Origin of the sequence: Eoetvoesiella caeni (assembly GCF_003315175.1) — a bacterium.
GTDB lineage: Bacteria > Pseudomonadota > Gammaproteobacteria > Burkholderiales > Burkholderiaceae_B > Eoetvoesia > Eoetvoesia caeni.
The window spans coordinates 231652-250460 of record NZ_QNRQ01000005.1 but is presented as its reverse complement, the minus strand read 5'-3'; the positions used below and the strand labels follow the sequence as shown (position 1 = coordinate 250460).

Genomic DNA, 18809 nt, shown 5'->3' with positions numbered 1-18809 from the left:
GGAGCGAATGCTTCGAAAGCACTGCCGTTTAAGACCGGTGCGCCGACGAAAAGTTCACAGTGCCGGCATGGGGTCCGGGGTGCTTGGGCAGCAAGGGCTCTACATACTGGAAGCAATTCTGCCGGATAAACATTACAGAGGCATGAAAACGGTGTTCGCAAGTGTATCGATATGCGATTTTTGTTTCGGGCATGTTGCAGACGATTTCAACTGGATTCCATGCCGCATGCATGGCCTTGCGCCGGCAGGGTGACGGCGTCATGTTAAAAATGATAGGCTGGCATTTGTACACCCAACAATTCCTGTAACGGAGAAAAAAACATGTCTATTAAAATTGGCGATCGCGTCCCGGACGGCACCTTGGCCGAATACGTTGAAGTCGCATCCGAAGGCTGCGCGATCGGCCCCAACAACTTTCAGGTCAGCGACCTCGTCAAGGGCAAGACCATTGCCGTTTTCGCCGTACCTGGCGCGTTTACGCCGACATGCTCCGAAAAGCATTTGCCGGGTTTTCTGGAACTGGCCGACAAGCTCAAGGCCAAAGGCGTCGATGAAATCTGGTGCGTATCGGTGAACGATCCGTTTGTCATGGGCGCATGGGGCCGCGAACGCGGCGTCCAGGGCCGCATTCGCATGCTGGCCGACGGCAGCGCCGAATGGACCAAGAAGCTGGGCATGGAGCTGGACTTGACGGCACGCGGGTTGGGCATTCGCTCGCGCCGCTATTCGGCTTTGCTGCAAGACGGCGTGGTCAAGCAGTTCAACACCGAACAGGGCGGTGACTTGACGGTCAGCGACGCCGGTACGCTGCTCGGCCAGCTATAAAGTTTTTTAGTAATTTCCTTGCCGCAAGCCGGTGCCGGCTGCACGATGGTTTTGTATAAGACTATTCCCGCGGCCAGTTTCCGGCTTGCTTATCAATGCTGAATACAGTCGCTTCCTTCTCCTCCCTTTATTTCGCCACGCTTTTACTGCTGCTTAGCACCGGCCTGTTCAACACGTATATGGGGTTGCGGCTCTCGGCGGCCAATGTGTCGGAACTGTGGATCGGCGCCTTGATTGCCGTTTACTACCTGGGCTTGGTGCTGGGTGCGCGCAATGCGCACAAGCTGATCCTGCAGGTGGGGCATATTCGCGCCTATGTGGCCAGCGCGGCCATTGTGACGACGATGGTTCTGGCGCAGGCGTTGACGGCCAACTTGTGGCTGTGGCTGCTGTTCCGGTTTGTCGTCGGCGTCTCCATGGTGGCGCAGTTCATGGTAATAGAAAGTTGGCTCAACGAGCAGACCGAAAACGCTGCACGCGGGCGCGTATTCGCTTTCTATATGGTGTTTTCAGGCCTGGGCACGGTGCTGGGCCAATTGTCGCTGACGCTGTTTCCGCGCCTGAATCACGAACCGCTTATTTTCGCCGCGATCTGTTCGGTGCTGTGCCTGGTGCCGGTGGCACTGACGCGGCGCCTGCACCCGGCAGTGCCCGTACCGGCGCCTATCATGGTTCGCTACTACCTGGCCCGGGTGCCCATGTCTTTGCTGGTGGTGTTCATTACGGGCAATCTGACCGGCGCGTTTTACGGCCTGGCGCCGGTCTTCGCCGTCAAGCAAGGTCTGTCCAGCGACCAAGTGGCCTGGTTTTTGGCCGCGGCGGTGGCGGCGGGGCTGTTGGCGCAGTGGCCCTTGGGCATGTTGTCCGATCGCGTCAATCGTTCGGGCCTGATCCGTTTCAATGCTGTGTTGTTGGCGCTGGTCGGCATACCGCTTTGGGGTTGGTGGGTATTGCCGTTCTGGGCGCTGATTGTGGTGTCTTGCGCTTTTGGCGCTTTGCAGTTTCCGCTGTACCCCATCGGCACGGCATTCGCCAACGACAACGTCGAGCCCGACCGGCGTGTGGGCCTTAGCGCCATTGTGATCATGGCGTACGGCCTGGGCGCGGGCCTGGGGCCGTTCATCGCGGGGGCGCTGATGCGCTTCATCGATACCGATATGTTTTTTATTTTCGTGTCGGGCAGCGCGGTCATCCTGGTTCTGTTTATCCGGCCGCAGCAGGTTACCGGCGAATATCTAAGCGAAGATGCGCCGACACACTTCGTACCCATGTCCGAATTGCAGGCTTCGCCCGTGGTGGCGGTACTGGATCCCCGCACCGACCCGCAAACCGACGTGTCCGGAGAACCCGTGCCGCAAGAAGGTTGACCCAGCAAGCAGCGCAGCGTGGGGGCAAATATTCACGTTGTCCAGACTGGCAATACCAGGGCGGTGATGGCGGTAATCGCCAGGGCAACGCCGGCCAAGTTCAGCCGTGAGGGCCGTTCCCGAAAGAACGCCATGCCTGCCAAGGTGCCCAAAACAATGACGCCGATATTCATCGCGGTGAAAACCAGGGTGGGGTTGTCTGGGAATAGTTGATGGGCGCGGATGTAAAAATAAATATTGCCGAAGTTGAGCAGGCCAAGCAAAAGTCCTGCGGCAAGATTGCGTGTCTGCCATCGCGTGCGCGCCGCCAGCAATCCGGCCAGCATAAGAGCCCCGGCCAGAACGAAAGCGGCGAACAGGCTGGCGCCGAAGCCCGCGCCGCTTTTGGCCAATAGCTTGAACAGGATGTCGATGCAGCCGTAGCCCAGCCAGACGGCCAGCAGCAGGGCGGCTGCGCTGGGTCCGGCGACCGTGCCGGCGGATGTTTGCGGACGCGCCAAAAGACAGCCCAAGGCGGAAAAAGCCAGGACGATGCCGATCAGCGAAGCTGGGGTCGGGGCCTGCCCGAATATCAGGAATGACGCCAGCAAAGGCAGGAACAGGGAAAGCCTTTGAGCCGCATCGCTAAGCACAATGCCGGCGTGGCGTACGGCGGCCGCCATGGCCAGAAAGACCGTGGGCAGCAGTATCCCGAGAGCGACCAATACAAACCACGAAGAGTTCTGATCTAATAACTGCGCAGGATGAGGCTGCAATAACAGCAGGCACAAGCCGGCCGCCACAGCATAGTTGACAGCGATAGCCTGGCCGATATGCAGCCGGTGACGCCGCGCCAGTTTGAGCAGTATGGATACGGCTACGCTGCACGCGATACTGATGATGAGTGTCAGCATGAAGGTGCTGCTTCAGGCGGGCAGCCCGGCTTTACGCCGTTTGATGTACCGCGCATCGCGCGGCAAGCGCGGCTGGGGACAAGGCTTGCAGCAAGCCGCGCCGCATTCCTTAGCGTGAAGCTTCATGCTTTGTGTCAGGCGTGGCCCGCTTCGCTGCTTGGGTGCAGGCCCAGGCGTTCGAACAGGGCACGGTCGGCCATGTATTGCGGATTGCCGGTGGTCAGAAGTTTGTCGCCGTAGAAGATGGAATTGGCGCCCGCCATGAAGCACATGGCTTGCATGGTGTCGCTCATGGCGTCGCGCCCGGCCGATAGCCGCACAACGGCCTTGGGCATGGTAATGCGCGCAACGGCAATGGTGCGCACAAATTCCAGCGGGTCGATGTCGGGCGTGTCTTGAAGCGGGGTGCCTTCGACTTTGACCAGATTATTGACCGGTACCGAGTCGGGGTAGGGGTTCAGGTTGGCTAGTTGGGCGATCAGGCCGGCGCGTTCGCGGCGCGATTCGCCCAGGCCGACAATGCCGCCGCAACATACGTTGATGCCGGCATGGCGTACGCGTTCCAGGGTGTCGAGCCTGTCCTGGTAAGTGCGGGTGGTGATGATCTGGCCGTAGAACTCGGGCGAGGTATCCAGGTTGTGGTTGTAGTAGTCCAAGCCGGCGTCTTTCAGCTGTTCGGCCTGGCCTTCTTTGAGCATGCCCAAGGTGACGCAGGTTTCCAGCCCCATGGCCTTTACCGCGCGCACCATTTCGGCAACCGCGTCGATATGGTGCGCCTTGGGCGAGCGCCAGGCGGCACCCATGCAAAAGCGCTGGGCGCCGCCTGCCTGCGCTTCGCGCGCGGCGGCAAGGACCTCTTCGAGTTCCAGCAGGCGTTCTTTTTCGACTTCGGTGTCGTAGCGCGAAGATTGCGGACAGTAAGAGCAGTCTTCCGGGCAGCCGCCGGTTTTTATGGACAGCAGGCTGGAGAGCTGGACGGCGTTGGCTTCGTGATGCTGGCGGTGTACGGTCTGCGCTTTGTACAGCAAGTCCAGTAAAGGAGTTTCGTACAGTTCGATAATGTCCTGAACCGGCCAGCGGGCAGCGGCGGCGACGGGTTTCTTGCGGCTGATTTCAAGCGCGACAGTTTCGGACATGATGCGGCTCCAGTGGACTATGTGCGCAGATAGTAGGAGGTATCGCGTGCCGCTGCAAACTGGCTGGCACCCCTAAGTTTGCATAAGATGGCCGATTTTGTCGGTATCGCCTTGCAACTTTCTAGTTTTCGCTTGGTTCAGGGCCTTTCTGACGGCGACGATCCTTGCGCGGCAAAATGTATCTAAATTTATATCGGCCTGGGGTCTGCATAGTATTGCCTGGCCAGGGTCGCTGCAAAGGCCGTCCGAAAGCTTCAGAGGGCATTTTCGCGGCGAAGAGGGCATGGTAAAAAAGGCGGTGGCTTTTTTTCTGAAAGGTAAACACGATGACTACCGGAACAGTTAATCTTCACCGCGTCTTGCGCGCACCCCCCGAGCGTGTCTATCGCGCTTTCCTCGAACCCGATGCAATGGCGAAGTGGCTTCCGCCCTATGGGTTTACTTGCCAGGTCCACCATATGGAAGCCAAAGTTGGTGGTACGTACAAGATGTCCTTCCGTAACTTCAGCAGCGGCAACAGCCACTCGTTCGGCGGCGAATACCTGGAGCTGGTGCCGTTCAAGAAGATCCGCTATTCGGACCGGTTCGACGATCCTAACCTGCCCGGACAGATGCACACCACCGTTTTATTGAAGCAGGTGTCGTGCGGGGTTGAGGTCAGCATCGAACAAGACGGCATTCCCGAGGTCATTCCCGCAGAGATGTGCTATTTGGGCTGGCAAGAGTCGCTGATGCAACTGGCAAAGCTGGTCGAGCCCGAGATTCCCGATTAAGCGGTTGTTCGCGGCACCACCCTGGAGGCCAACGGCCGGCGGAGTCAGTACCGCTCAAGCCAATGGGCGTATGGCGCAGGCAGCGTCCATGATGCGCGCTCTACGTCCAGCTCCTTGGCGGCGAAATAGGCCCAATGGGGGTTCGCCAGATGGCTTCTTCCCACCATCACAACATCAAGCTGTTCCTCTTTGACGACGCGCTCGGCAATTTCCGGCGTGCCAAAACCCCATGCAGAAGATACCGGTACATCCGCTTCGCGGCGAACGCGCTCAGCGATCGGTCCCAAGAAAGCAGGCCCCCAGGGGATAGAGGTTTCGGGAATCGTAAAGCCGATGCTGACACTGATCATGTCCATGCCGGCCGCCTTGAAATCGCGTACGAGGCCTATTGACTCGAGCAGCGTCTGCTCATCGCGTCCGTCATATTCGAGGACGCCGAAACGCACGGTTAAAGGCAAGTGTTCCGGCCAGACTTCACGTACCTCGCGCAAGGTTTCCAGAAGAAAGCGGGAACGATTCTCGATGCTTCCGCCGTAGATGTCGTCACGCTGATTCGAGTGCGCAGAAAAGAAGCTTTGTGCCAGATAGCCGTGGGCAAAATGCAGTTCCAGCCATTCAAAGCCGACGTCCCGCGCGCGTTTGGCGGCATCGACGAAGTCCTGGCGTACGCGGACGATGTCGTCCAGTGTCATTGCCCGAGGCTGTTTCGGCAGGTTTTTGCCGAATGCGATGGCTGATGGAGCTATTGTTTGCCAGCCGCGCGCATCGTCGTCAGCAATATGGTCGTCTCCCTCCCAAGGGCGATTGGCACTGGCCTTTCTGCCCGCATGGGCGATTTGAATTCCGGGTACCACTCCGGCCGACTTGATGGCTTGAACGACAGGAACAAACGCTTGCGCCAGCTCGTCGCTCCAGATGCCAGTGCAGCCGGGGGTAATGCGGCCTTCGGGGGATACCGCGGTCGCTTCGACGATAACCAGCCCTGCGCCGCCGCGCGCCATGCTGGCGTAATGGGACAAATGCCAGTCGTTGGCGAATCCATCGACAGCCATGTATTGGCACATCGGAGGGACAGCAATACGATTGCGCAGAGTAACGTCCTTGAGATTGAAAGGTTTGAGCAGAGCAGACATGATGGCCTTTGTGACTAAGGAAAAGCTAATTTGTTAGTTCGAAGATATACGAACAATAGAATAAGTATACGCCAAAGTGTATGATGTTTCTCATGCGCCCATTCAAACATCCTGCCGCCAGCGAACTTTCTCTGGAACGTGTGCTTTACGCGTTGAGCGATTCGATACGCCTGGATATTGTCCGGCATCTTGCCCGCGTTGACGCCGCAACTTGCGGCGAATTGGACGGCGGGCGCCCCAAGTCCACCGTATCCCACCATTTCAAGGTACTGCGAGAAGCCGGATTGGTGTTCACAAAGAACAACGGCACAATTCACATGAATACCTTGCGGCGTGCCGACATCGAAAGCCGGTTTCCGGGATTGTTGGCCGCAATACTGACGCAGCAAACTGATTGATGATGTCAGGTATTCAGCCTGTCCATTCGACGAAGTTGGCTGCGCTTGGAGATCCGGCGCGTCTTCGGATTGTCGCCAGATTGAGTGAGGCAGGGCCTTTATCGGTCGTCCATGATGGTTTCCACCTCGTCTCGGTCGCGAAATCGGCCTCCGGTTTTGGCTTGGCGCGCTAAACGATTATGATCGAGCTTTATTCAGTCACGGAGAAGGGCGGCAATGAGCCAGTTCAAGAGGGAATTAACTATAGAGTGGGGCGACTGCGACGACGCAGGCATCGTTTTTTATCCCAATTTCTTTTACTGGTTCGACAGTACGTTCCAGGGCTTGCTGCGCAGCAAGGGTTTGAGCCAGCGCGAGATCCGGTCCCGGTTCAAGGCTGTAACGCCGCTGGTCGACGTCGGCGCGAACTTCCGTTCGCCCGTGACCTACGACGATGTCGTCACGATTGAAGCTGTCGTCAGCGAATGGGCGGAGCGGCGCATGCGCATTTCCTACACCGTGCGTTGCGGCGAGCGTCTGGTTGCCACTGGTTTCGAGCTGCGCGCCTGGGCCGAGGTGGTGGGCGAAGGGCGGCTGAAGGGCGCGTCGATTCCCGATGAGTTCAAGGCGTTTTTCAGCGAAGAGGGCGTGGCGCCGCAGGCGGTGTCCCAAGCTTAGGCGAAGCCTCTTCCGTATTGCCGTTTTGCCTTGAAGAGCTCCGGTCAAATGGCAGGAGCTGCTTCGGCGCCCATCCAGGGCGCATTTGGCTTTTGAAAATCCTGGTTGACCTCGCCGCCAAGGGCGAGGTTTGCGCTTTCGCTAATGGTCAGGCGGCTTCGAATGCCGCTTCCATGTTCAAGGGTTCGGCGGCGATGGACGCCATCAAATGGCTGGACTCCGGCAGCAACTGCAAAAAATAAAAGCGCGCGGTAGTGAGCTTGGCATTGTGCCAGGCGCTGCCTTGCTGTGCGGGCTTCCAGGCGGCGGCAGCGGCTTGGGCCCACAGGAAGGCGAAGACCACGTGGCCGGCCAGTCTAAGGTAGTGAGTGCTGACCGCCAGCGACGACCCCGCTTGCGCGGTTTCGCGCTGGGCCAGCAGGGCGGTGGCTTCGGTCAGTGTTTGCATGGCGGCGCGCAGAGGCCGGACGAATTCGTGCATGTGCGCATCCTGGGCCTGCAAGGCAAGCCAGGCCTGGATCCGTTCTTGCAGCAAGGCCAGGCGCCGGCCGCCGTCGCCCAGGACTTTGCGCAGCAGAAGGTCTTGCGCCTGGATGCCGGTCGTGCCTTCGTAAATAGTGGTGACGCGGGCATCGCGCGCCAGTTGTTCAATGCCGGTTTCGGCAATGTAGCCGTGCCCGCCGTGGATCTGTATGGCGGCGCTGATGGATTGTTGGGCATTCTCGGTCAGGAAGCCCTTGACCAGCGGTGTAAGAAGTTCTACGAGAGCGGCCGTGTCGTTGCGTACGACTTCATCGTCGTGCCATTGTGCGATATCCAGCAGCAGGGCCACCCAATGCACGAAGGCGCGGGCGCCTTCCGTCCAGGCTTTTTGGCTTAGCAGCATGCGCTGCACGTCCGGGTGTTCGATGATGGGGCAGGGGCCTTGGCCCGATGCCGGGCGCCCCTGGCGTCGTTCGCGTGCATAGTTTAGCGAGTTCTGCAGGGCCTGTTCGCTCAGGCCCAATGCTTGCAGTCCCGAGAGCAGGCGGGCTTCGTTCATCATGGGGAACATGGCGCGCAGTCCCTGATTGGGCTCGCCCACCAGCCAGCCCTGGGCTTGTTCAAAGCGCATCGAACAGGTGGCGCTGCCGTGCAGGCCCATTTTGTGTTCGATGCCGTCGCAGTGCACCGTGTTGCGCGAGCCGTCTTCCAGCAGCTTGGGGACCAGGAACAGGCTTAACCCGCGGGATCCGGCCGGTGCGCTCGCCAGGCGGGCCAGCACCAGATGCATGATGTTGGGCGTGAGGTCGTGTTCGGCGCCGCTGGCGAATATCTTGTTGCCGGTAATCAGGAAGCGCCCGTCGTCCGTGGCGGTGGCCCGGGTGCTTAGCAAACCGATGTCGGAGCCGGCCTGGGCTTCGGTCATGCACATGGAAGAGGTGACATGTCCGCTGGCCAAAAGCGGCAGCCAATGCCTGCGCAGCGCTTCATTGGCCGAATGCCGAAGGCATTCAGCCGCGCAGTGATTGACCGCGGCGTACATGACGAAAGCATGGCTGCACGAAGAGAGCATTTCGCCGACCAGGCTGAACACCAGGCGCGGCAGGGCCTGGCCGCCGTCGGCGATGTCGGCGCACATGGAAGGCCAGCCCAGTTCGCAGAACTCGTCGTAGGCTTGTACAAAGCCCGGCGGCGTTGCTACCTTGCCGTCGTGCCATAGGCAGCCGACTTTGTCGGCGCCGGGGTTCAGCGGCAGGATTTTTTCCGCGGCAAAGCGGCCCGCTTCCAGGGCCATCTGGTCAATCAGTTCGGCGCTGACTTCCGCGTGCTGCGCAAGCGTAGCCAGCACGGCCGGGGCGTCGAGCAGGTCGTGCAGGACAAAGGCCAGGTCGCGCAGGGGCGGGTCGAAGCTTGGCATGGATTAAGGGCCTGTTAACGCTTGTTAAGGATGTTGCGCCGAGGCTGGAACGGGCCCTAGCGCGGCGCCAGACGCACGGCGCCGTCCAGACGGATGACTTCGCCGTTCAGGTAAGGATTGGTGGCGATATGGCCGACCAGGTCGGCGAACTCTTCGGGCTTGCCTAGGCGCTGCGGGAACGGGATGGAGCTTGCCAGCGACTCTTGAACTTCGGGCGGGGCCGTGTATAGCAAAGGGGTCAGGAATATACCTGGGGCGATGGCCATGACGCGCACGCCGAATTGCGAAAACTCGCGTGCAAGCTGGATGGTGAGCGAAGCCAGGGCGCCTTTGGCGGCCGAGTACGAGGCCTGCCCGATCTGGCCTTCGTAGGCGGCAACCGAGGTGGTGAACAGGATTAGCCCGCGCTCTTCGCCCAGCGGGTCGGCAGCAATCATTTCAGCGGCGGCCAGGCGCGTCATGTTGAAACTGCCGAACAAGTTCAGGTTGATGACCTTGGTGAAGTCCTCGAGAGCCATGGGGCCGTTTTTGCCGACCACGCGTTTGCCGACGGCGCCGCCGGCGCAGTTGACCAGGATGCGCGCCACGCCATGGGCTTCGCGGGCCTGGGCGATGGCGGTTTCCGCGCTGGTCGGATCGGTTACATCGCAGTGCAGGGCGATGCCGCCGATGCGCTGCGCGACTGCTGCAGCTTTGTCGTCCTGGATGTCCAGTACAGCCACTTTCGCGCCTTGCGCGGCCAGATGCACAGCCGTGGCTTCACCCAGTCCGGATGCGCCGCCGGTTACCAGTACTGCGGTATTTTTCAGTTCCATTCAATTCACCTAATTCGTCGGTTATCTAGTTTGTTGTCGATCGGCCATCTTGCCGGGATTCCGCGGCCGAGCCCTGAAGTAGGGCTCTTGGCCTGAGGGGGGCGGGGCAAGAGCTGCGTATCGGTTTTGTCCTGCTTGGCTGTCTTAGCAGCATTCGCCCAGAGCAGGCGGCGCCAGCCGTACATAACGGCCATATACCGGGTCTTTGTCCAGGCCCAGCAAGCGTACGGCGTTATCGCGCAGGATCAGGGGCTTGACCTCGGGCCGGATGCCGATCTTGTCGAAGTCTTCCAGCCAGCGGTCGGGCGTAATGACGGGGAAGTCGGAGCCGAACAGCATCTTGTCTTTAAGGATGGAGTTGGCGTATTGAATAAGCAGGGGCGAGAAATACTTGGGCGACCATCCGGACAGGTCGATGTAAACCTGCGGCTTGTGAGTGGCGACAGCCAGCGCGTTTTCCTGCCAAGGGAAGGAGGGGTGGGCGATGATGATGGGCATGTCGGGAAAGTCGACCGCGACATCGTCCAGGAACATGGGGTCGGAGTACTTGAGGCGTACACCGCCGCCGCCGCGCATCTTGGCACCCACGCCGGTTTGGCCGCTGTGGAAAACGGCGGGCAGGCCGGCTTCGGCAATGACTTCGTATAGTTCGTAGGCATCGCGATCGTTGGGGTAGAACTCTTGCGCCGAGGGGTGGAACTTGAAGCCGCGTACACCGTAGTCTTTGATCAGACGGCGGGCTTCGCGCGCGCCCATCTTGCCGCGCATGGGGTCGATGCTGGCGAACGGGATCAGCACGTCCTGGTGCAGGGCGGATTCTTCGGCGACTTCTTCATTGGTGATGCGCACCTGGCCGTTGGCCCGTTCGGTGTCGACGGTGAAGATGACTGCCATCATATTGCGTTCGCGATAATAGGCGGCGGTTTCGGCAATAGTGGGCCGAGGCATTTTTTCTTTGAAATAGGCGGCCATGGCGGCATCGAATGCAATGGCCACTTCGTCAGGCGCGTTGCGCGTGGAAACCGTGGCATGCGTGTGCATGTCGATGGCGACGACCTTGTTTAAACCCGTCATGATGTTCCTTCTAGCCAGCAGACGTGCGTGCGCGGTGTAGGCGCCGGGCTGCTGTGGTTAAGTTGAAAATACAGAATTGCTATGTCGATTTTACGTGGCTTGCGCTTTCGTGTGTGCAATCAGCACTTCAGGGCCAGGCTGATCAGCGTAAAGCTGTTCGACCAGGGCGGCGCGGGTCTTGAGCATGGTGCGCTGGTTGATGGAGCCCTTGTCCGTCATTTCGCCGGTTTCCATCAGGGCCGGTTGGGCGATGATGAGGGCGCGCGTAATGCGGTTGGAGCTGCCGGTGGCCGTACTGGCCAGTTTGTCCAGCAAAGCCTGGGCCCAGGCCCGCACCTTGGCGTTGCCTGCGATGTCGGCCAGACTGACATCGGCAGCCAGTTCGGGCGCCAGGGCTGCGGCGGTGGGCAGAAGCAGTATCAGCATGCCCAGTTCGCCGCGGTCATGGCCGGTGATGACGACGTCATGAATATAGGGCGTGCCGGCGGCGATGGCATTCAGGCGCAGGGCGCCGACATTAGCCCAAGTGCCGCTGATAAGTTTGAAGTCTTCAGCGATGCGTCCGTCGAAAAGCAGGCCGCGCTCGGGAGCGTTGTCGTCGATAAAGCGCGCGGCGTCGCCGCTGCAGAAAAAACCTTCCTCGTCGAACGAAGCCTGTGTGAGTTCGGGCTGGCGCCAGTAGCCGGGGGTAATGTTGGGGCCGCGGTAGCGCACTTCGATCTTGTCGCCGTTGGGTACCAGCTTGACCTCGACGCCTGGTGCCGGAATGCCGATGACGCCGGCCTGCCAGTCGGGCAGGTGAGCGGAAATGGCGAAGGGCGCGGTTTCGGTCATGCCTAGGCCCATGGTCATGGGGATGCGTGCGCCGCAAGAGGCGATAGCCAGCTCGTCTATGCTTTGCTTCAGGGGGCCGGGCAGCGCCGCGCCGCAAGGGAAGATAAGGCGCATGCGGCTGAAGAAGCGGTCGCGCAATGCGGTGTCGCGCTTCATTTCGTGCGCCAGCGTTTCCAGGCCTTTAGGTACCGAGTAATAAATAGTGGAGGACACCTCGCGCAGGTTGCGTATGGTTTCGGCCATGCCGTCTTGCGTGGGCTTGCCTTCGTCGATATACAGGGTGCCGCCGTGATACAGAATGACGCCGAAGTTGTTGTTGCCAGCCGCGGTGTGATGCCATGGCATCCAGTCGACCAGCACGGGTGGTTCTTCGGCCAGGAATGGGTAGCACTGCAAATACATTTGCTGATTGCTCATCATCATGCCGTGCGTATTGACGACGGCTTTGGGCTGCTTGGTCGAGCCCGAGGTGAAGAGGAATTTGGCTACTGTGCCGACGCCGACTGCAGCGTGTGCCTGCGCCACTTGTTCTGTGGGGGCGGTTTTCAAAAGGTCTTCGAAGCGTGTGTTCCGGCGGCCTTCAATGGAACCTTGCACGAAGATAAGTTCGGTGTCTGCCGGCACAGCCAGTTCGATAGCATTGGAAAATCGTGCGGCATCGAAAGCGAACACCGCACCGGGTGTCAGCAGTTCGACGGCGTGGCGCACGCGCTCGGCGCTTGGCGACAGCAACGAATAGGCGGGCGAAATGGGTGCGTAGGGGATGCCGACGTGCATGGCGGCCAGCGCCATCAGGGCATGTTCGATACTGTTTTCCGAAAGCACCATAAGTGGGCGCTCCGGACCCAGGCCGCGGTCCAGCAAGGCTTGCCCAAGATGCTGGATTTGCTCCAACGCAGCGCCGTAGCTTAGATATTTCCAGATACCGTTTTCGTCGCGTTGCGCAACCATGGGCGCTTGCGGCTTTTCGGCGGCCCAGCGAATAAGCGGGTCGGTGTAGCGCGCGGGGCTGGGGCCCAGCTTGTCGGCCGAGCGCAGAATCATGGTGCCATCGGCGCGCCGTTCCAGCATGCCTTCATAGGGACCCAGCGCAATCGGGCGAAAATTTGCGGTGGATGTGATGGTAGCCATGGTGTTTCCTTGCTGTCTGTGACGGCGCTTGATGAGACTGGCGGTAATTAAAGACTGACCTTGCCGGCCCGTTTTTCAAGGAAGGCGTTGACGCGCTCCTTGGCCTCGGGGGCGCTTTGCGAAATGGAGGCCATCAAGGCTTCCGTCAGCAGGCCGTGCGACATGGGCTGTTCGGCGATCAGCGGCAGGGCGTTCATGATGGCGAAATTGGAAAGTGGAGCATTGGTGGCAATGCGGGCCGCGAGTTCACGCGCTTTCTGCATGCCTTGCCCAGAGGGAGTGACGTAATGGGCCAGGTTGATGGCTTTGCCTTCATTGGCATCGAGCACATGCCCGGTCAGCATCATTTCGGTTACGCGGGAAAAGCCGATGAGTTTGGTAATACGTACCGAACCGCCGCCACCCAGAAAGATGCCGCGCTGGCCTTCGGGCAGGCCGAAATAGGCGTTTTCTTCGGCAACGCGTACATGCGCCGCCGAGGCCAATTCCAGGCCACCGCCGACGACAGCGCCTTGCATGACGCACACTACGGGTACACGGCCGAACTGGATTTTCGAAAATGCTTCATACCATTTGAAGGAGTGCTGGACACCGGCGCCGACGTCCATTTCCGTCAACTCCGAGAGGTCCAGGCCGGCGCAAAAATGCGGGCCTTCGCCTGCCAGAATGGCTACGCGCACGGTGTCGGGCAGCGACTCGAAGGCAGCGCGCAGTTGCTCGACCACGCGCAGGCTAAGCGCGTTGCGCTTGGCAGGACGGGTCAATGTAATGGTGGCGATGCTGTCTTCTATGTCGAGGGTTACGAGTGTTTCGGTTTGCGTTGAAGTGGTCATGGATGTCTTTCAGTCAGGAAGCGGTTCGTTTGTGTTCGTGGATGCTGAGTAATGCGCCTTCGTTTTGTGGCGTTGGCCTTGCGAGGCTTGTTTTATGGGCCTGTTATATGTTGTTGTATCGTGCGGTAGCCGGCGGCCATAGGCCGTCGGCTACGCAGGGGTTAGTCAACCAGTTTCCAGTCGTTGCCATCGGGTGTAAGCATGACGCGGGCGTCCGGGCCAAAGCCCCAGTGGTCTTCAGGGGTGTAGTGCAGTACACCCTTGGTTACCGTAATGCCACCGACGGTCTCCAGTGTGTCGCGCAGCGCCGTGCGGAACTCGGGCGTACCGGGCTTGGCTTTTTGCAAAGCGATAGGAATGATTTTTTCCAGCACAAAGGCGAAGTCGTAGATGTGGGCGGCGAATTGTGTGCGCGATCCGGGGCCGTATTTGGCCTCGTAGGACTGTACGAATTTAAGCGCATTTTGTTTGCCGGGATGACTGGCTGGCAACTGTTCGGGTACCTGCTCCGGGCCCGAGACGACCAGCGCACCTTTGGCGTCCTTGCCGGCAAGCCGCAGGAAGTCGGGTGAAACCGATGCCGGCGTATGGTAGATTTTTCCCTTGTAGCCGCGCTCGATCATCGCCTTTTGAGGCATGGCCGCGCCAGCGCCGACGGCAACAATGACGACGGCATCGGGTTTGCTGGCCAATACGCCCAACGACTGGCCGGCTATGCTGGTATCGGCCCGTGCAAAGCGCTCGATTGTGGATATCTTGATGCCCGCCGCCGGGGCCTTTTCCTTTAGCGCCTGCAGGTAGGACTCGCCGTAGGCGTCGGAAAGCCCCAGGAAGGCCACAGATTTGACGCCATGCTTTTTCATGTGTTCGATCAGCCCATCTGTGTAGTAGCGGGCGTTCATCACGACACGGAATGTCCAGTAATCCTTGCCTGCCGGTAATTCGGCGGGCGAGGGCGACAGCTGCATGATTTTGGCTTCGGCGGCGACCTGGGCCAGGGCGATGGTGGCCGGCGTATTGGCCGAGCCGACGATGAGGTCGGCGCCTTCTTCGGCAAAGCGTCGCCCGTTCTTGGTAGCCTGGGTTGGGTCGCCGGCATCGTCCAGCACCTGTACGATAAGTTTCTGGCCTGCAATTTCAGTAGGCCACAAAGTTATGGCGTTGCGTACCGGAATGCCAATAGAGGCGCCCGGCCCGGTCAACGAGGTCGTAACGCCGACGTGGATGTCGGCCAAGGCAATTTGCGTTGCCGTGGCGGCAAGAAGGCCGGCGGCCAGTGCGTATTTGAGCTTCATGGGTTTGTCTCCAGTGATTGGCTGTATCGTGTTTTGTGTATGGCGTAGCTGATTTTTTCTTTACGTTGTAACGAGTGTATTGTTAACCAGTTAACAATCGTTGTATATTATATTTTTTGCCAAACTCCTTTCTATAAGGGCAAACCCTTGAGCACTTCATCTTCATCTTTGCGTCAGAAGGACGTGGCGGCAAATACTGAGCCCGATGCGTCTAAGGCGGGAGACGCCCAGGGTCATCCATTGAGTTTTCTGGATCTGCAAAATGATTCGCTGGGTTATGCCGTCAAGCGGGCGCAAGTGCGTACTTACGAAATGCTATTCAGCATTTTGGGGCCGGATGCGCTGTCGCCTGGGCGCATGACGGCGCTAAGCATTGTGGCAACCAAGCCGGGCATCAATCAGTCCGAGCTGGCGGAGATGCTGGGCATTACCCGCGCCGGCGTGGTGAAGGTGGTCGATACGCTGGAGTCCTTGCGCTTTGTCGAGCGCCGGAAAATTCCGGACAACCGCCGCAGTTACGCCCTGGTCGTCACAAAGGCGGGCCTGGACGAGCTGCGCCGCCTGAGCGTGCTGACCCAGCGCTACGAAGAGAAGATTGCGTCCCGCATAAGCAAGGCCGAACGCCGCCAGCTTATGAGCTTGCTGGATAAAATCGCGACTTGAGTTCAGGCGTGCCAACAAAACGGGGAGATTGCGCGTTGTAGCACGTTCCGATATTGAAGGAAGCGCGGCCTATGAACGCGCCGCCGCTGCACAGCGGGCTTTTCCGTTCATCATGCAAGTCATTGCCTTGCGGCTTGCGTCGTTCTTGGATCAAACGGCGGGAATCCGGGAACGCCGGACAAGCAGCGTCCCGCTGCCTGGTTCGGCGGCGTAGAGTTGTTCGACAAGGGCCGCCCGGGTCTTCAGGACGCTGCGCTGGTTGATCGACCCCTTGTCGGTCATTTCTCCCAAGTCCATCAAAGGAGGATCGCGCAGCACCATGGCGCGTCCGATGAATTGCGAGCTGCCCGCGGAATTTTCAGCCAGGCTGTCCAGCAGGGATTGCGCCCAGGCCTGGACGCCCGGATCGCCGGCAATGGCTGCTGCGCCGGCATTCGGCGCCGTGTGCGTTGCCAGCGAGCTTGCCGTGGGCAGCAGGAATATCAACATGCCCAGTTCGTCGCGGTCGTGGCCGGTAAGCACGATGTCGTGGATGTGCGGCGCGCCGGCTGCAATGACGCGTTGGCGCAGTGCGCCCACATTGACCCAGGTGCCGCTGGCCAGCTTGAAGTCTTCGGCGATGCGGCCGTCGTAGCGCAATCCTTGTTCGCGGGCGTTGTCGTCGACGAAACGCGCAGCGTCGCCGCTGCACAGAAAGCCTTCATCGTCGAATGCCTCGGCGGTGAGTTCGGGCTGGCGCCAGTAGCCTGGCATGATGCTGGGCCCGCGGTAACGCACTTCAAGCTTGTCGCCCTGCGGCACGAGCTTTACATCCAGACCCGGCGGCGGTGTGCCGATGATGCCGGCCTGCCAGTCGGGCAGGTGGGCCGACAGCGCAAATGGCGCGGTTTCGGTCATGCCCAGGCTGGCGGTCATGGGGATGCGCATGCCGCAAGAGGCCACGGCCAACTCGTCCAGCGTGTGCTTTAGCGGCGCGGACATCGCGGCGCCCTGGGGAAACAGGTTGCACAGGCGGCTGAAGAAACGGTCGCGCAGCGCGAGGTCGGTTTTCATGGCCTGCGCCAGCATTTCCAGTCCTTTGGGCACGGAGTAGTAAATGGTGGGTGCGACTTCTTTAAGGTTGCTGATGGTCTGGGCCATGCCGTCGACAGTAGGCTTGCCCTCGTCGATATACAAGCTGCCGCCGTGATATAGAACGAGGCCGAAATTGTGGTTTCCCGCGCCGGTGTGGTGCCAGGGCATCCAGTCCACCAGCACCGGCGGCTGGCCGGTCAGGAAGGGATAGCATTGCAGGAACATTTGCTGGTTGCAGGTCAGCATACCGTGCGTGTTGATGACGGCCTTGGGCAGTTTGGTCGAGCCGGAAGTGAACAGAAATTTGGCAACGGTGTCCGGCTTCACAGCTTCGTGGGCCTGCGCGACCTGTTGCGTGACCGGGGTGTTTGCAAGTTCGTCGTAGCGGGTGCTGGGGCGGCCCGCCATTGCGCCTTCCAGGAACACCAGTTCAGTGTCGGGCGGCACGGCCGCTTCAATGGCAGCGGCATAGCGTGCCGCATCGGCGCATGGCAGCCAGCGAGATCAATGCATGTTCAAGACTGTTTTCCGACAGCACCATGACGGGGCGTTCGGCGCTTAAGTTGCGGTCCAGCAGCGCCTGTGCAATATGTTCGACTTGGCGCAGTGCGTCGGCGTAGGTCAGGTGCTGCCAAATGCCTTGGCCGTTGCGCTTGGCAAGAAAGGTAGTGTCGGGCCGTTCGGCAGCCCAGCGAACCAGCAAGTCGGTGTAGCGCAACGGGCTGGGCGCAAGCTTTTCGGGCGAACGCAGCAGCCAGGCGCCGTCGGCGCGCTGTTCAACTTGGCATTCGTAAGGCCCAAGCCAAAGCGGCCGGAATGGGGCGGGTGATGCAATAGTCATGCTCATGATGTTTGTCTCGGTTTGTGTTTTTATCTTGTATAGGCTGCATTAAGGCACGCGTTGCGCGCCAGGCCGCCAGCATAACGGTTTGTTTGCCGGAATGTCTTGCATGATGCGCCAGCCCTGTTTACGGCCTAGTTCTTGCGTGCCGGCGCGTCTGCAATCAGGTGAATGCCGGGCAGGATCTTGGCGGCGAGCTCGGGCTTTTCAAGCGCGTAGTCCAGATTCTGCCGGGCAATTTCCACATGTTCTTCGCCCAGCGCCTGGGCGCGCGAACCCTGGCTGTGTTCAATGGCGTGCACGATGGCGTGGTGGGTGCGATGGGCATGCTTCATCCATTCCTGGCCCTCGTCCATGGACGACTGCATGGGCAAGGTGGCGCTGGGGGCGCCGAAGGCCTGGCCGTTCAGCATTTCCATGGTGCGTTCCAGCGCCCGGTTGCCGCAGCTTGTGATCAATACATGGTGGAAGCGGTCGTTCATGTCGACATAGGCCGCGTAGTCGTCCAGGTCCATGCTGGCCTTGTTGACGATTTTGTCGCCGTCGTCCAGGCATTCATGCAGGATGCGCAGCGTACGCCGTGAAGCGCCGTTTTCGGCCAGGAGCCTTGCGGCAAAGCCTTCGATGACGCCTCGCAGCCGTATGGCATCGGAGACGTCCTGCATGGTGAAGCTGCGCATTTGGTAGCCGCCGCCGGGCGAGAGTTCGATAAGGCCTTCGTGTTCCAGGCTGACAAGCGCCTGGCGCACCGGCGTGCGCGATGCTTTCAGGCGCTCGGCCAGCGGGATTTCGGTAAGGCGCTCGCCCGGGGCGAAAGCGCCTTGAAGAATAAGGCCGCGCAATTGAACAAGGACACGGGATTGCAGTGAAGTCATGACGGAAGTCTGTTCAATAAAGTTGGCGCCGGTTGAATGGAAAAAGCCGTTGGCGTGAGTTTATCTTAAGGCGGCAGTTTAGCGAATCCGGGCCTTATTGTATACATAGGTATTTCTCTTAATTCCGTTGTAAAACAGAGGTGTATTTAATTATTTTGCGGGTTTATGCGCGTATTTTTTAAGATTTTCCGATAAAAATCATAGAATTCCATCAGAACAGCGCTTCATTGCTGCTGGAATGTTTTTATCTTGTGTCCATAGCATTTGAGAGCTTTCGATTTTTTATTATTTA

At 59.7% G+C, this 18809-nt stretch carries 18 protein-coding genes; 6 read left to right on the top strand and 12 right to left on the bottom strand.

Annotated features, from left to right (window positions below; genetic code table 11):
- The first annotated feature begins 321 nt into the window (after window positions 1–321).
- Both DFR37_RS11815 and DFR37_RS11810 read left to right on the top strand, forming a co-directional pair.
- Entirely contained in the window at window positions 322–825 is a 504-nt protein-coding gene (locus tag DFR37_RS11815) for a peroxiredoxin (protein WP_113933425.1), read from the top strand.
- A gap of 95 nt (window positions 826–920) precedes the next feature.
- Window positions 921–2192 (top strand): MFS transporter, encoded by a 1272-nt coding sequence (locus DFR37_RS11810; RefSeq protein ID WP_113933424.1) that lies wholly within the window; start codon window positions 921–923, stop codon window positions 2190–2192.
- A gap of 32 nt (window positions 2193–2224) precedes the next feature.
- Here the strand turns inward: DFR37_RS11810 and DFR37_RS11805 are convergent, their stop codons facing one another.
- Both DFR37_RS11805 and bioB read right to left on the bottom strand, forming a co-directional pair.
- The gene (locus DFR37_RS11805; protein ID WP_113933423.1) at window positions 2225–3085 is read right to left on the bottom strand and encodes an EamA/RhaT family transporter; all 861 of its coding nucleotides are present in this window, start codon (window positions 3083–3085) and stop codon (window positions 2225–2227) included.
- Window positions 3086–3219: 134 nt separating this feature from the next.
- Window positions 3220–4221, bottom strand: a complete 1002-nt coding sequence (bioB, locus tag DFR37_RS11800) for a biotin synthase BioB (protein WP_113933422.1) — start codon at window positions 4219–4221, stop codon at window positions 3220–3222.
- Between the two features lie 326 nt (window positions 4222–4547).
- Here bioB and DFR37_RS11795 point away from each other — a divergent pair, with 326 nt between their 5' ends.
- Window positions 4548–4994, top strand: a complete 447-nt coding sequence (locus tag DFR37_RS11795) for an SRPBCC family protein (RefSeq protein ID WP_113933421.1) — start codon at window positions 4548–4550, stop codon at window positions 4992–4994.
- Window positions 4995–5038: 44 nt separating this feature from the next.
- Here DFR37_RS11795 and DFR37_RS11790 read toward each other — a convergent pair whose 3' ends face one another.
- On the bottom strand, window positions 5039–6127 hold the full coding sequence (locus tag DFR37_RS11790) for an NADH:flavin oxidoreductase/NADH oxidase (RefSeq protein WP_113933420.1): 1089 nt from the start codon (window positions 6125–6127) through the stop codon (window positions 5039–5041).
- A gap of 92 nt (window positions 6128–6219) precedes the next feature.
- On the opposite strand from DFR37_RS11790, the gene DFR37_RS11785 reads away from it, so the two are divergent.
- Window positions 6220–6525, top strand: coding sequence for an ArsR/SmtB family transcription factor (locus DFR37_RS11785; RefSeq protein ID WP_113933489.1), 306 nt, complete (start codon window positions 6220–6222; stop codon window positions 6523–6525).
- Window positions 6526–6741: 216 nt separating this feature from the next.
- Window positions 6742–7182 (top strand): acyl-CoA thioesterase, encoded by a 441-nt coding sequence (locus tag DFR37_RS11780; RefSeq protein WP_113933419.1) that lies wholly within the window; start codon window positions 6742–6744, stop codon window positions 7180–7182.
- A gap of 148 nt (window positions 7183–7330) precedes the next feature.
- Here DFR37_RS11780 and DFR37_RS11775 read toward each other — a convergent pair whose 3' ends face one another.
- The 6 genes from DFR37_RS11775 to DFR37_RS11750 all read right to left on the bottom strand — a co-directional run bounded on the left by DFR37_RS11775 (window position 7331) and on the right by DFR37_RS11750 (window position 15064).
- Complete coding sequence (locus tag DFR37_RS11775) at window positions 7331–9082, bottom strand: acyl-CoA dehydrogenase (protein ID WP_113933418.1); 1752 nt, start codon at window positions 9080–9082, stop codon at window positions 7331–7333.
- Window positions 9083–9138: 56 nt separating this feature from the next.
- Window positions 9139–9897 (bottom strand): SDR family NAD(P)-dependent oxidoreductase, encoded by a 759-nt coding sequence (locus tag DFR37_RS11770; RefSeq protein WP_113933417.1) that lies wholly within the window; start codon window positions 9895–9897, stop codon window positions 9139–9141.
- Window positions 9898–10041: 144 nt separating this feature from the next.
- Window positions 10042–10971, bottom strand: a complete 930-nt coding sequence (locus DFR37_RS11765; RefSeq protein ID WP_113933416.1) for an amidohydrolase family protein — start codon at window positions 10969–10971, stop codon at window positions 10042–10044.
- A 90-nt stretch (window positions 10972–11061) separates the two neighbouring features.
- Window positions 11062–12936, bottom strand: coding sequence for a feruloyl-CoA synthase (locus DFR37_RS11760; protein ID WP_113933415.1), 1875 nt, complete (start codon window positions 12934–12936; stop codon window positions 11062–11064).
- 47 nt (window positions 12937–12983) lie between these two features.
- Complete coding sequence (locus DFR37_RS11755; protein ID WP_113933414.1) at window positions 12984–13769, bottom strand: crotonase/enoyl-CoA hydratase family protein; 786 nt, start codon at window positions 13767–13769, stop codon at window positions 12984–12986.
- A 161-nt stretch (window positions 13770–13930) separates the two neighbouring features.
- On the bottom strand, window positions 13931–15064 hold the full coding sequence (locus DFR37_RS11750; protein WP_113933413.1) for an ABC transporter substrate-binding protein: 1134 nt from the start codon (window positions 15062–15064) through the stop codon (window positions 13931–13933).
- 147 nt (window positions 15065–15211) lie between these two features.
- Between DFR37_RS11750 and DFR37_RS11745 the strand changes: the two genes are divergently transcribed.
- Window positions 15212–15727 (top strand): MarR family winged helix-turn-helix transcriptional regulator, encoded by a 516-nt coding sequence (locus tag DFR37_RS11745; RefSeq protein WP_211317242.1) that lies wholly within the window; start codon window positions 15212–15214, stop codon window positions 15725–15727.
- Between the two features lie 150 nt (window positions 15728–15877).
- Here DFR37_RS11745 and DFR37_RS11740 read toward each other — a convergent pair whose 3' ends face one another.
- The 3 genes from DFR37_RS11740 to DFR37_RS11735 all read right to left on the bottom strand — a co-directional run bounded on the left by DFR37_RS11740 (window position 15878) and on the right by DFR37_RS11735 (window position 18517).
- Complete coding sequence (locus tag DFR37_RS11740; protein ID WP_242341813.1) at window positions 15878–17248, bottom strand: AMP-binding protein; 1371 nt, start codon at window positions 17246–17248, stop codon at window positions 15878–15880.
- A gap of 7 nt (window positions 17249–17255) precedes the next feature.
- Window positions 17256–17648: an AMP-binding protein gene (locus DFR37_RS23295; RefSeq protein ID WP_242341814.1), complete on the bottom strand. Its 393-nt coding sequence runs from the start codon at window positions 17646–17648 to the stop codon at window positions 17256–17258.
- A 128-nt stretch (window positions 17649–17776) separates the two neighbouring features.
- Complete coding sequence (locus DFR37_RS11735; RefSeq protein ID WP_113933412.1) at window positions 17777–18517, bottom strand: GntR family transcriptional regulator; 741 nt, start codon at window positions 18515–18517, stop codon at window positions 17777–17779.
- Window positions 18518–18809 lie beyond the last annotated feature (292 nt).